The 12881-nt window shown below is 61.8% G+C and carries 12 protein-coding genes; 3 read left to right on the forward strand and 9 right to left on the reverse strand.

All coding sequences use genetic code 11. The annotated features are described in order from the left end of the window. Positions 1-7: 7 nt before the first annotated feature. Positions 8-466 carry a redox-sensitive transcriptional activator SoxR gene (gene soxR / locus VZC39_RS12540; RefSeq protein WP_349918344.1) on the reverse strand — a complete coding sequence of 153 codons (459 nt, stop codon included), beginning with the start codon at positions 464-466 and terminating at the stop codon, positions 8-10. Between the two features lie 72 nt (positions 467-538). Here soxR and VZC39_RS12545 point away from each other — a divergent pair, with 72 nt between their 5' ends. Beyond that, positions 539-1525 (forward strand): questin oxidase family protein, encoded by a 987-nt coding sequence (locus tag VZC39_RS12545; RefSeq protein WP_434662904.1) that lies wholly within the window; start codon positions 539-541, stop codon positions 1523-1525. Here the strand turns inward: VZC39_RS12545 and VZC39_RS12550 are convergent. The 5 genes from VZC39_RS12550 to VZC39_RS12570 all read right to left on the reverse strand — a co-directional run bounded on the left by VZC39_RS12550 (position 1522) and on the right by VZC39_RS12570 (position 6294). Beyond that, complete coding sequence (locus tag VZC39_RS12550) at positions 1522-1959, reverse strand: protease (protein ID WP_349918347.1); 438 nt, start codon at positions 1957-1959, stop codon at positions 1522-1524. The two genes, VZC39_RS12545 and VZC39_RS12550, sit on opposite strands and share 4 nt — an antisense overlap. 41 nt (positions 1960-2000) lie before the next feature. Continuing rightward, positions 2001-3041 (reverse strand): M35 family metallo-endopeptidase, encoded by a 1041-nt coding sequence (locus VZC39_RS12555; RefSeq protein ID WP_349918348.1) that lies wholly within the window; start codon positions 3039-3041, stop codon positions 2001-2003. A 287-nt stretch (positions 3042-3328) separates the two neighbouring features. Next, positions 3329-3973: a DUF2913 family protein gene (locus tag VZC39_RS12560; RefSeq protein ID WP_349918350.1), complete on the reverse strand. Its 645-nt coding sequence runs from the start codon at positions 3971-3973 to the stop codon at positions 3329-3331. Between the two features lie 113 nt (positions 3974-4086). Next, on the reverse strand, positions 4087-5382 hold the full coding sequence (locus VZC39_RS12565) for a DEAD/DEAH box helicase (protein ID WP_349918352.1): 1296 nt from the start codon (positions 5380-5382) through the stop codon (positions 4087-4089). Between the two features lie 261 nt (positions 5383-5643). Then, entirely contained in the window at positions 5644-6294 is a 651-nt protein-coding gene (locus tag VZC39_RS12570) for a DedA family protein (protein ID WP_349918353.1), read from the reverse strand. Between the two features lie 337 nt (positions 6295-6631). On the opposite strand from VZC39_RS12570, the gene VZC39_RS12575 reads away from it, so the two are divergent. Beyond that, complete coding sequence (locus VZC39_RS12575; RefSeq protein WP_349918354.1) at positions 6632-7591, forward strand: hypothetical protein; 960 nt, start codon at positions 6632-6634, stop codon at positions 7589-7591. Between the two features lie 454 nt (positions 7592-8045). Next, the gene (locus VZC39_RS12580; RefSeq protein ID WP_434662909.1) at positions 8046-8561 is read left to right on the forward strand and encodes a hypothetical protein; all 516 of its coding nucleotides are present in this window, start codon (positions 8046-8048) and stop codon (positions 8559-8561) included. A gap of 220 nt (positions 8562-8781) precedes the next feature. Here the strand turns inward: VZC39_RS12580 and VZC39_RS12585 are convergent, their stop codons facing one another. The 3 genes from VZC39_RS12585 to leuA all read right to left on the reverse strand — a co-directional run bounded on the left by VZC39_RS12585 (position 8782) and on the right by leuA (position 12867). Next, complete coding sequence (locus VZC39_RS12585) at positions 8782-9948, reverse strand: DUF1615 domain-containing protein (protein WP_349918356.1); 1167 nt, start codon at positions 9946-9948, stop codon at positions 8782-8784. A gap of 154 nt (positions 9949-10102) precedes the next feature. Continuing rightward, positions 10103-10930 (reverse strand): GGDEF domain-containing protein, encoded by an 828-nt coding sequence (locus VZC39_RS12590; RefSeq protein ID WP_349918358.1) that lies wholly within the window; start codon positions 10928-10930, stop codon positions 10103-10105. A 278-nt stretch (positions 10931-11208) separates the two neighbouring features. After that, a complete protein-coding gene (gene leuA, locus VZC39_RS12595) occupies positions 11209-12867 on the reverse strand; it encodes a 2-isopropylmalate synthase (protein ID WP_349918360.1) in 1659 nt (552 codons plus the stop codon). Between the last annotated feature and the right edge of the window lie 14 nt (positions 12868-12881).

A 12881-nucleotide genomic window follows, 5' to 3' on the forward strand; every position in this document is an offset into this window, starting at 1 on the left:
TGCATGGTCAATCCTCGGTGGGTGCTTGATCCCCCAGCAGATAGCGAGGGCCGCTTCCCTGGTGGGCTGCCCTATCCTCCGGGTTGTAGAGGGCGCAATGTTCCAGCGACAGACAGCCGCAACCGATGCAGGCGCCGAGCTTGCGTTTCATCAGTTGCAGGGTCTCGATACGCCGATCGAGCAACGCCTGCCACTGGCCGGCGATCCCATTCCAATCGTGGCGATCCGGTGTGCGGCCATCGGGCAGCCCGGCCAGGGCCTCGGCAATCTCCCCAAGGCTCAGTCCCACGCTCTGCGCCACCCGAATGAAGGCGATACGGCGCAGGGCATCCTGAGGGTAGAGCCGCCGCCCTCCCTCGCTGCGCACGCTGCCAAGCAAACCTTTTTCCTCGTAGAAACGCAGGGCGCTGGCATTGACCCCTGCGCGTTTGGCTATCTGGCCGATGGCCAGCCATTTGCGATCCATCTTCGTCCTTGATCTCAAGTTAACTTGAACTTGCATAATCCTGTCTCCCCCGACAAAAGGAGTCAAACGATTATGGATAATCTCCATGCCCTGCTCGATGCCAACCAGGCCTTCGCCCTCAACGGCCGTGATACCACCAATCACTGCCCCATGGCGCTGCACGCCCTGCACGAGATGGGCGCGACCCCGCTGCAGTTGAGGCAATTTTTCAACCACTGGCAGCGCACCCATGCCCTGCCCGCTGGCTCGCCTGCACTGGGGGAAGAGGAACAGCAATTCGTGCAGCAACGCCAGCGGCTAGCCATTCGAATGGCCGGGGAAGGCTGGCTGCCCACCTTCGAAACCCTGCTGGAAGAAGGTCTCTCCCCCGCCGGTGGCGCCTTTCATCCACTTATTCGACTCGCTTGCGCCCTGGAGAACGACCATCTTGGCGAGCAGGCCGCGGCGCTGGCCGCCTGGCGCTGCAAGCCGCTGATATTGCCGGAGGGTGTGGGAGTGGCTTGCCGAGATATCTCCGCTCTGCTGGGGAGCCTGTCTGCGCAATGGGAGGGGTCACATTGGCCCAGTGAGTGGATCACCGCCCGTTTGCGTCAGGTAGCCGCGGATCCGCGTTGGCCGGACTCACTGCCGCGCACGCTGGATGACGATGGCGATATGCTGACGCAACTGGCCGAAGCAGCCCTATCCCTCTATTGGCAGACCCGCAATTTCACCGTGCTTAATCTGGTGACCGGCAGCCGGGCCGCCGCCATCGTCGCTCGCCATCTGCCCGATGAGCTAAAAGGCCGCTGGCAGACTCTGGTGTGGCAGGCGGTGGCCGCAGCCTATATCACGGTCGGAGCACCGGCGCCGGGAATCCAACGCTGGCCGGACGTTGCAGGGCTGACTTGGGAGCAGGTGTTGCCGCTGGCGATCGCGAGCCGGGACGATCACGTGATCAAGCTGGTGCACTGCTGCTGGCGGGAGCAGGCGAGCACTCCTCACCCGTCCCGTTACCTGGCCGTGGCCGCCCGCGCGGTGGGACTGCTGGCAACTGAAGGTGAGCGGGTGGCCGGTTAAGGCGCAGCCACCCGGGTGAAGCTGATGGCGGGGCAACTGGGAGCAAACCCCTGGGTCAGGGTCAGCGACTGGGGGCGATAGCTCAGGTGGTACTGGCCCGGCAGCGACAGATCATAGACCTGGGTCAGATCCGCATCCGCCTGGTTGCGCTGATTGGCCCCGAGAATGAAGAAGTCGTCGGGCCCCGGAGCGCCGCGTTTGGCCAGCGGCCCCCGGTAGGCAATCGGGTTCTCCTCGAGACGCAGGTCGATGGCATCGGCGAACCAGCCCTCGAAGGGGGTGAACCAGCTCAATACCTCGATGGGCCCCTCCCCCTGGTTGGTCAAGGTCATCACCAGCGGCAGGGGTTCGTTCACCGCGCTCTCGGCCTTGACCGACAGCTCGCACTGCAGGGGGGTCGCCAGGGCGAGGGTGGTGATCAAGAGTGTCATCATGGTGCCTCCATCAAAAAGGGGCCTTGCGGCCCCATCATCCATCAATTTTCGCTCGGGGTGTTCTCGGCGAAATACTCGTGGTTGTCGGCGTTGTTGAGCGCCTTTTGCGGATCCGTGCTCGCCAGGTTGCGGGCGTTGCCTTGACCGTAACCCAGATCGTCGGTGCCCGCCACCGCCGTGAAGTGACTCAACTCATGAACGATGGTGCCGGCACGGGAGTCGGTCCCGTTGACCGGGGCCGTCCAGAAGCTCTTGCACAGATAGACCTTGTAGGGCTGATCCGGGTAGACGTAGGCGAAGTAGCTCTGCTGGCAGCCGCAGTCGAAGGTGAGCGGCTTGTTGTCGATGGCATCCTTGATCTTGCTAAAATTCGCCTCGGCCTGGTTCCAGCGGGAGGCATCATAGGCACCGAACCAGCTGCGATAGCGCTGCCCGCTGGGTTTATCCACTGCCAGATAGCTGCTTGAGTTATTGGTAATGCTGCTGGCTGCATCCAGAGCCGTCAGAATGTTGCTCTTCTGGGTATTGGTACAGCGTCCGGTAAAGCTCACCGAGGCGGTCACCGCCTGGGGCTCGGCCAACGATGCGGCCCTGGCTTGCAGCCGCTCGTCGCTCACCCCTTCCACCCAGAGGCTGACGGTATTCGATTCACTCCCCTGGGCCTGCTTGGCCTTGGCGACGCCACTGCCCTGTGCCAGGGTCGGCAGTTGATAACGGATGTGGTACTGGCCCTGGACGCTCATGTCGTAAAGACCGGAGATCTCCGCCTGCAGCGTCAGGCTCTGGCCAGCCTTGAGCAGTTGGTAGTCCTTGTCGGTCGGGGCAGCCCGCTTGATCAGGGCCCCCTCATAGCCAACCCGCTGGCCGTCACGCTCCACCACGAACAGGGGGGCATCCTCGCCGCCCGGCAGTTGCCATTTGAGCAGGCGGACGGGCTTGTCGCCGGTGTTGGTCAGCGTCAGGTTGACCCGCACGTCCTCGGCGTTGCCCTCCACCAGGGAGAGGCGGGCATCGAGGGCGGCAGCGCAGAGTGGCGAGGCCAGAATACCGGCCAGCAGCAGGGCGATGGGAGTTGCTTTCATCGGATTTCCTCATTCATTGAGTTGCGCCATCAGGCGGTTTGCTTCCTTACTTCATTCGGCCCTCTTTGGGGCCTGTTCACCCTAGAGCAGAAGTTTTGCGCCACCATCCCTCCATATGGGGGACGACGTCCATCTAAGGGGGGAGCCTCGCCCTCGCCCCCATGCTGCGACAAAAACGGGCCTTCGCGGGGGCGCCATGGCCTCAACTCGTTAGCCCCTTGCCCACTGCTGCCCATAAAAAACCCCGGCGCGGGCCGGGGTCGATGCAAGGGAAAAACCTCGAGTGATCAGTCACTGACCCGGGCCAGCAGCGCCAGCGCGCTCTGGGCGTTGTCCGGCACCAGTCGATAGGCCTTGTGATGCTTGACCAGGGTGGTCTTCTTGTTGCCCTGGCTCAGCAGCAGGCCCTGGGCAAAGGCCGCGGCGGCGAGATGCGCCTCATCCCCGCGCACGTAGAGAGTCAGGGGCTTGACCAGCTCACCACCCTCGATGTTTTCCTCGTATTCGCGACGCGAGATCACCAGGCTGGATTGACCCTGCCCCTGCAGACGCAGCTTGGCGTCCACCTCCACGTCGGTAAACACTAACCAACCCGCCTCCTCCAACTCGGCCAGCAGGGCGGCGAGCCTGGTGCCGAGACCGGCCGGATCCCTCATGGCGCGGCCGTACTGGCAGACGATGCGCTCCAGCAATCCTTTCAGATCGGCCCCCGCCCCCAGGGTACGCCCCTGCTGGATCCAGGTCTTCAAATCTTCCATCACCAGCCGGGAGAAGCGCTTTTCCTTGAGCGAATCCGCCATCCAGGTGCAGAGGAAGTGGCTCTCCTGGGCCGGGGTGCGCTGGCCGGCTTTCTGCTCGCCGGTGCGGGCCAGTTCGGCCAGGCTCTGGCTGGCCATGTCGAACAGGGCCTGATTGTAGGTGGGAGTGGTCATCACGAGTCCTTCAAACAGAGTGCGGGCCAACCGCTGAGTCATCGACAGCACAAAGGCGCCAGTGGCGCCTTTGAATACCAGGCCCCCGCGAGGCAAGGGGCAACATGCGCGCCTTATTTCGGCTGGCGCGGCTTCTTGGCGGCGGCCAGACGCTTGAGACGCTGACCCTGCAGCTTGCTCTCGGCCATGGCCTGGGCGGCGGCGTTGTCTTCCCGCTGGGGACGCTTGCCGAAGCGACGGCGCTCCTGCAGTTGCTTGATCAGATCGTCACGGCTGCTCACCTCGTAGCCCGGCACCATGATGCGGCGGATCTTCTGGCCGATCAGCGCCTCGATCTCCAGCAGGGTGCGCTCCTCCTCGCGACTGACGAAGGAGATGGCCATGCCGCTCTTGCCGGCACGGCCGGTACGACCGATACGGTGCACATAATCCTCGGCGAGGAAGGGAAGATCGTAGTTGACCACGTATTCGAGATTCGGAATATCCAGACCGCGAGCGGCCACTTCGGTGGCCACCAGCACCCGCAGCTTGCCTTCGGTGAATTCGCGCAGGGCGCGGCGACGGCTGCCCTGGGCCTTGTCCCCGTGCACCACGGCGGACTTGATGCCATCCAGGTTCAGCTCGGTCACCAGTTCATCGCAGCTCTCGCGGGTACTGGCGAACACCAGCACCTGGGGCCAGTTCTGCTTGCCGATGAGCTCGGAGAGCAGCTCGCGCTTGCGCTTCTGCTCCACCGGATAGACGGTGTGGCTGACGGTGTCGGCGGTGGAGTTCTGCTTGTTGACGCTGACGATCTGCGGTCTGTCCAGCATCAGGTTGGCGAGCTTGCGCACCGCATCGGAGAAGGTGGCGGAGAACAGCAGGTTCTGGCGCGCCTTGTTGGTGGCTTGAAGGATCTGCTGCACATCGGCGCTAAACCCCATGTCGAGGATGCGATCCGCTTCGTCCAGCACCAGACACTCCACCCCGGAGAGGCTCAGGTTGCAGGCGGTGAGGTGCTCGAGCAGGCGGCCCGGGGTCGCGACGATGATGTGTGCCCCCGCCTTGAGTTTCTTGGCCTGCACGTCCTGCTTGCCGCCGCCATAGATGGTCAGCACGCTGATATCCAGGTACTTGGCGAAGTCATTGATGTTGCTCGCCACCTGAGCTGCCAGCTCGCGGGTCGGGGTCAGGATCAGCACCCGGGCGTTGGAGGGTTGTATCGGTGCCGGGTTGTCCAGCAGGCGCTGCAGGATGGGCAGCGCGAAGGCGGCGGTCTTGCCGGTGCCGGTCTGGGCGCTGGCCAGCACGTCGCGGCCACGGCGTATGGTCGGGATCGCCTGGCTCTGCACAGGGGTCATCTCCTGATAACCGCAATCTGAGATAGCGCGCAAAATCTCGGGGGCAAAATCGAACGATTCAAATCTCATATTGGGTTCCTGTGTTCCAGCTGGGTTGTGATTGGCTTGAGTGGATGGATGGCTCGGCATCGCGAGGCAAGTGGCCACGGACGGCTGGGCCTGACATCAAGTCAGAGTGTGAGCCGGAAATCGCGGGCGCGAAGTGTAACAGATAGACGAGGAAAATGCCGCCTCAAATGGCCGCTATTTTTACCAGGCGCCTGCCGCGTGCGGGAAGCTGGCGCCAGCAATGCAAAGAGGGCGCCGGCCCCCTCTGCTTGCATCGGCGGGTCAGCGAATGCGGTTGGTCGGGCGCTTGAGCAGACGAAAACCGATGGCGGCGACGGCGATGACGAAGAGGGCTAGCGACGTCACCAGCAGGCATTTGGTCAGCAGCTCGTGGTGATTGGCCAGGACCGGAGTCGCCATCACGAACTTGCCGATGAGGCTCAACACCAGGGCCCAGAGGAAGGCGCTGGCAAAGCTGGCCACCATCACCTTGGGCAGATGCAGACGGGAGACCCCCATCAGCATGGGCGTCAGCACCCTGACGAAGGGGATGAAGCGGGAGACGAACATGGCCCAGAAGCCGTATTTGTCCAGCAGGCGGGAGGCTCTTGGCAGGCTCCCCTCCGGGATCATTCGCTCCACGTGACTCATGAAAGAGGTGCCATGCAGGGCATGCCCCTGCAGATAGGCCACCAGACTGCCGAGCCCGGCGGCGAGGGGCATATAGAGGAAGGTCACCTCGGGACCGAGCACCCCCATCCCCACCAGGCCACCGGCCAGCAGTACCAGGCTGTCACCCGGCAGGGGCAAAAAGACGAAGGCCGATTCGAGAAAAAGGATCACCACCAGACAGGTGACGAGCAAGCCGATGGCTTGCATTTGTATAAGCTGTTCAAAATCCTGATGCCATATGGCAAGCAGCATGTCCTGCATCCGGTGTGACTCCCATCAACGTACTGCACATCCGTCATGGAGACCCAAGGGCTCCAGCTGGCCATTCTTCCCTGATAGCAACCCCAACTATCCCTGTGGGAGGCCCGTTATACACCCGCAGAACTGAACAATAAATTAATGTCTGCGATTTATGTGGGCTTTTGGCATTCCCGCACAGACATGCCGAGCCAGCACACAAGGGGACGCATGCCGCTGATCCAGCGTGAGATTTGGCAAAGAATATAGTCAGTTGGCACTGCTGCCCGCTGCCAAGGCGACCAAAAACCATTACAGTGTAAGGACGCCTCATCGGACGAGGATACCCACGGAGCAAGGTATGGCGTTGACCCCATTTTTTGACAGCAAAGCCCTCTCTCTGACCAGCCTGGGGCTGCTCAGTCTCGCGGCCCATGCCGATGATGAATCCCTGGTACAGCGCCGTGCCAATGCCGTGGTCTCCCTGATGAGCTACACAGTGGTGCCCGACATCACCGCCAGCAACCTGGACATAGGGGGCGGCACGGGGGAAAAATCGGCGCTGACCATCACCCAGTTCGGGGGCGGCGCCACCATGAGTGCGGAGGTGCCCATCTATCTGGAAGGCACCCTGGGCTACAGTCGCTACGATCCCCAGTTCGTGTTCAGCGATGGTAACGAGACCCGCACCATTCCCACCAAGTGGAACAGCCTGACCGCCACCGGTGGCATAGGGTGGGACTTCACCCTGCACAAGGACAAATGGGGCGGCAACCTGGTGCTGCGCCCCATCGGCAACTTTACCCTGGGTACCTTGGCGAGCGATCTGCGCCTCGGCGCCCTCTTCATCCGGCACAAGACCGGCAAGAGCCTGGACTTTCTCGATGGTGGCCGACTCAACGTCTATGGCCTCGGGGGGGCCCTGATGCTGGACTATGAGCTCTTCTCCAAGCCGCAGGACATCGACGTGGAGCTGCGCTACTCCTACCAGCATCTGCAGAGTTTTTCCGGCACCAGTCCCAGCGTCAAAGGGCAGGCCGAGGCGGAAAACCTGGGACTCTATCTGCGCCGCCGCGCCCCCATGTGGGACTGGACCCTGCTTGACCGCCCCCTGCGCTACGTGCTGGAAGGGGCTCGCACCGAATACCTGGGAGAGCAGCGGGGACTGCTCGGCTTCAACAGCCTCAACTCCTTGGGGCTTGGGCTCGAACTCGATAGCAGCAAATACGATATCTTCGTGACTCGCACCCGCCTGGTGGCTCGCTATATGTTCAGCAACAACACCCACGGTTACTCCGTTGGCTTGGCGATGAGCTTCTGATGTATCCCAAAAAACGCCACATTAATTAATCAACATGTAGTGATGTTTATTTGCCACGTCATTGATGTATGCAACATATAAGTATTGAAATATACTCATCTAAATCATCACTCAGAATAAAACGGTAATATTTCTTATCGCCGCCGATTATATTTCAGCTCGGTGCGACAGTGTTGTTCACATTCACGAAACCATCTCACCAAACGGCAATGAATATCAATTAAAGCGATTGATTAAAAATCAATAAATACTAAAAAACCAACAAACAACCGTATGGAATATATATTTACCCCTCTCCTTTCCTTTATTCTCTTTATGCCACAGCTCTGCTAGATTTCGCCCTCAACGGGGCACATTCAACGCTTATCGAGCCACTCCCTTGAACTCAACACATTGATTGCCGAGTCAATGCACCGAGCCCTGTTGTCCCTTGTCGCTTTATTGAGGTTAATTCATGAAAAATGCTCTCATCGCCTTGTCCGTTTTGGCCATGGCTGGCGTTGTCCAGGCTCAGGTCCCAGATTTCAATGCCAGCTGCCCCGGCAATATCCAGGCGGCAGCCAATGCAGGCGTCGTCACCATCAACGGCAAAAAAGCCGCCCTGACCAAATTCAGCCCCAGCTACTACGAGGCGAAATCCGGCAAAACCACCCTATCTATCACCACCGAGGGGGAACTGGCCATCAGTTACGCCATCGCGCACGGCCCCAATGGCATCTGCCAGGCCGAGGCCACCAACGCAACGCCTGCGGTTTACAACGGTAGCAAAGCAGAAAGTAAGCCAGCGGAAGCCGCCTGCCTCAAGGCCGTCGCCAAGAAAAGCGGCGTCGCCCAGAGCAAGCTGATCGTCGATTACGTCTCCTTCTCCCAGGCCGCTACCGGCGTCGATATCAAAGCCCCCAATGATGCCAAACTGTGGCGCTGCGTCAGCGACAGCAAGGGGCATGTTCAGGGCCTGAGCCAGGGCTGAGCTCAGTCACCAGCCTGGCACCACGCCGTCAAACATGACGTAAGACTTCATACTTCGAAGCCCCGCCCAGGGGCTTTTTTTTACCGAAGGCGACTCTCCCCCATTGCCCGCCTGCAGAACCTCTTCTGCCCCTTCCATGATCCCAGCCGGGCCTGACCTTAACTGGCAAGGGCGACCACTGGCGCCCTTGCGATATCACTGACTGAATGACTCCATATGATCACTGGATAGTCGCCAGCTTGCGCACGCAGGCTTGTTCCCTGTCATCCACCCGCTTGGCAAACCAGGCGGTGGTGAGGTTGCGGGTGATCTTGGGGCTCTTGAGCTGGATCCCGGGCAATATGGCCCTCGGCAGACGGGTGCCGGCCTGCTTGTCCGCCAGGGTGAAAACCCTGCTGTAGAGATCCGTCTTGGCAAACTTCTCGCTGTCCCCCAGTCGCAGGCTCTGGCGAATGGCGTTCTGGCTCATGCTGAGGCGGCTCGCGATGCTGTAGACCGCGAGCTCCGTGTTGCCAGGCTTGTCGGAGTCATAGCGGATGAGATCCCCATCCAGCGCCAGGGTCTTGCCACTCACCCGGCTGACGGCGGCCTGGAAGGCGGCATTGCGACTCGCGTACCAGCCGGCATTGAAGTCGGCGAAGCGATAGAGGGTGTCCGGGTAGTCGGCGGGATAACCGAAGATATGCCTGGTGCCAAACCAGATGCCCCCACGACGGCTGAACACCTCGTGACGGATGGACTCCTTGACCGGATAGGGATAACCACGGGCATTGGCCTCGGCAAACGCGATGCTGACCTGCATGGGGCCGCCGGTGTGCACAGGGTTGAGGTTGCCAAACAGGGTCTTGCCCATGGGCACTGTGCCTATCATGTCCTCGAAGATCTCGCTCATCTCCCGCTCGGTGCGCAACTTGTCGATGCGCTCGGCATAAGACTTGCCCGTGGGGGACTTGATGCTGAGGGCCGAGCGCACCACGAACTCCGGGATAAGCAGCTTGCCGGCCCGCCGGTTGATCTCCTTCCAGGCAATCTTGCCAAGACCGGGGACCACGGGGTCGGCCTGATAGGTCGCCTCCTGCTCCGCCACCGCCAGCACGCTGCAGACATTGTGATCGCTCACCGTGATGTTCTGGGTCGAGAGGGCCGTCACCACGTCGTTGGCCCAGCCCTGCTTGTCCGGTACCTGGCGCGGCAGGAAGCGCACGATGCGGTTTTTCATGTCAGCAGGCTGACGGGGCTGCATGGCCTTGGGTTGTTTGGCAATGGCGGCGGCCTCTTTCGCGGGGACGCCAGGTTCGCTGGCACAGCCTGCCAGCAGGGCGGCCAACAAGAGGGACAAGGCAACAAGCGAGTGGGCCGAGCCCAGCGGTCGGGGAGAAAGTGTCATGAAGGCTTCCGGTGAGCAGAAGGGGTCGGGTCCCTCATCCCGGATGAGGGGCCCCGAACGCAAACAGGCGGTCATTGTAGTGGATTGGGAAAAGGATCAGAAGGCGCGCATTCATGCGACCCTGTGGGGATGAGCACCGCAGAATGCCGTTTTCTCAGGCCAGTTCAACCCGGTTGCGACCCAGATGCTTGGCCCGATAGAGGGCAAGATCGGTACGTTTCACCAGGGCCTCCGCATTCTCCCCTTCGAGGCAGATGCCGACCGCCACGCTCACCGTCACCCTGATCCCGTCCGTCATGACCAGACGCTCCGTTGCGGCCCGGATCTGCTCGGCGAGCTCGCCCCCCTTGCCGATGGCGAGCCCCGGCAACCAGATGGCAAACTCCTCTCCCCCGAGCCGCGCGACGATCCCTTCCGCCGGACAGTGCTGACGCAGCAAGGCGCTGAACTCCCGCAGCACATTGTCACCCGTGCCGTGACCATGGCGGTCATTGACCTGCTTGAAATGATCCAGATCCAGCAACAGCAGCGGGGTGCCCGTCTCCATCTGGGAGTCGAGCACGGCACTGAAAGAACGGCGATTGGACAGACCGGTCAGCTCGTCGGACATGGCGAGCGAAGCCAGACGCACCTGGGTGTCGTACATCTGCTTGACCATCAGCAAGACTCCCCATGCCGTCGCCAGCATCCCCAGAGAGCGCAGACAATCCTCCACCCGCGAGAGCCACCAAGGCTGGAAGTAGACCTCGTCCATCACGTCGATGGCGCCCGAGACGAGCCACAGATAGAGGCCGGTGGAGAGGTAGAGATAGGAGCGTCGGGAGAGGCTGGCACACTGCACGACCCAGAACATGAATAGCAGGGTCAAGACATTGATGATTTCGGCCATGCCCCCGATGGTATAGAGGTGGTGCTGGGGCAGCAGAGCAAAAGAGAGTCCATCCCATCCCGCCGTCAACAGCAGCAGGCAGGGCAGCAGCATGAGAGCGATGCGGCGGCCACGGGAGAGAGACGAAAAGCGGCTTGGGTGTATGGATAATTTAAGGGGAGTCTTTAGCATCTCTCTGGCTCCAAGGCATCGCTAGCCCGCGACAGCCGGGTGTTTGCCAGCATGGGCGGGCACATGCCGCCATGGTGCAGTCCAGGCCGTTCAATGCTCGTATTGTGAACCAGATTTTCCATAAAAAACAATCCCCTCACCACAAAGGCCAGGGGATTGCCGAGGAACAAATACGGGCCGCACAGGCCCGCAATGAACGGTCAGGCGCTCTGGCGCAGAGCCTGATGCTGCGCCGCACCGTTGATCACCGCCTGCAGGGAGGCGTTGACCACGTCGCGCCCCACGGCGACGCCACAGTGGCGCACGCCATCGATGCTGAGCAGCACATAGGCGGCAGCCCGGGACTCGGTACCGGCACTGAGGGCATGCTCCGAGTAATCGAGCACGTCGATGTGCATCCCGGTATGACGCTCCCAGCCGTTGACCAGTGCCGTGATGGCCCCCTCCCCCTCGCCACTCAGCTGCACACCGCCATCCGGCGTCTGCAGTTCGAGGCGCAGGTTCTCCTGGTTGTCGTGCCCCAGCTGGAAGCGACCGATACGGTAGCCATGGACGGGTTCGAGATAGTGCTGCTCGAACAGGGCGCGGATCTGCTCAGGGCTGATTTCGCTGCTGCTCGCTTCGGCCTGCGCCTGGACCCGGCGGCTGAAGTCGATCTGCAGCCAGCGCGGCAGTTGCAGGCCAAGATCCCGCTCCAGCAGATAGGTAACGCCGCCCTTGCCGGACTGGCTGTTGATGCGGATCACCGCCTCGTAGCTGCGGCCGAGATCGGCAGGATCAATGGGCAGATAGGCCACGTCCCAGTAAGCGTCGGGTTTGGGCGCCGCCAGGGACTTGCGGATGGCGTCCTGATGGCTGCCGGAAAACGCGGTGTAGACCAGCTCCCCCGCATAGGGGTGGCGCGGGTGCAGTGCAATCTGGGTGCAGGCCCCGACGGTGGCGACGATGGCGTCCATATCAGACAAGTCCAGCTCCGGGTCTATGCCCTGGCTGTAGAGGTTCATGGCCATGGTGACGATGTCCATGTTGCCGGTGCGCTCGCCGTTGCCAAGCAGGGTGCCTTCGATGCGATCCGCCCCCGCCAGCACCGCCAGCTCGGCGGCGGCCACCCCGCAACCCCGATCGTTGTGGGTATGGATGGAGATGCTCACCTCGGGGCGTGCCTTCAGGTGGCGGCAGAACCACTCCACCTGATCCGCAAACACATTGGGAGTGCTCACCTCCACCGTCGCCGGCAGGTTGAGGATCATGGGGCGGGCGGCAGGGCGCCACTCGTCGATGACGGCGTCACACACCTCCACCGCAAACTCCACCTCGGTGCTGCTGAAACTCTCGGGGGAGTACTGGAAGCTCCACTCGGTACCTGGGTTCTTCGCCGCATAGTCGCGCACCCAGCGCGCCCCCTGCACGGCGATGGCCTTGACCCCTTCCCGACCCGAGTTGAACACATAGTTGCGCTGGGTCGGATTGACCGAGTTGTAGACGTGAACGATGGCCCGCTTGGCCCCCTTGAGGGACTCGAAGGTGCGGGCGATGAGATCTTCCCGGGCCTGCACCAGCACCTGGATGGTCACATCCTCGGGGATGAGGTCCCGCTCGATGAGCTCGCGCACAAAGTCAAAATCCGGCTGGGAGGCGGCGGGGAAGCCCACCTCGACATGCTTGAAGCCAATGTGCACCATCAGTGCCCACATCTGCAGCTTCTGGGCCACCGTCATGGGCTCGACCAGCGCCTGGTTGCCATCACGCAAGTCCACTGCGCACCAGAGCGGCGCCCGCTCCATCACCCGGTTGGGCCATTGGCGATCCGCCAGATTGATCACGGGGGAGCGGCGGTATTTGCGGTGATCGAAGCTCATATTCGTCTTTCCTT

The sequence above is a fragment of the Aeromonas sp. NJAU223 genome (assembly GCF_051125555.1).
GTDB classification, from domain to species: Bacteria; Pseudomonadota; Gammaproteobacteria; order Enterobacterales; family Aeromonadaceae; genus Aeromonas; species Aeromonas veronii_G.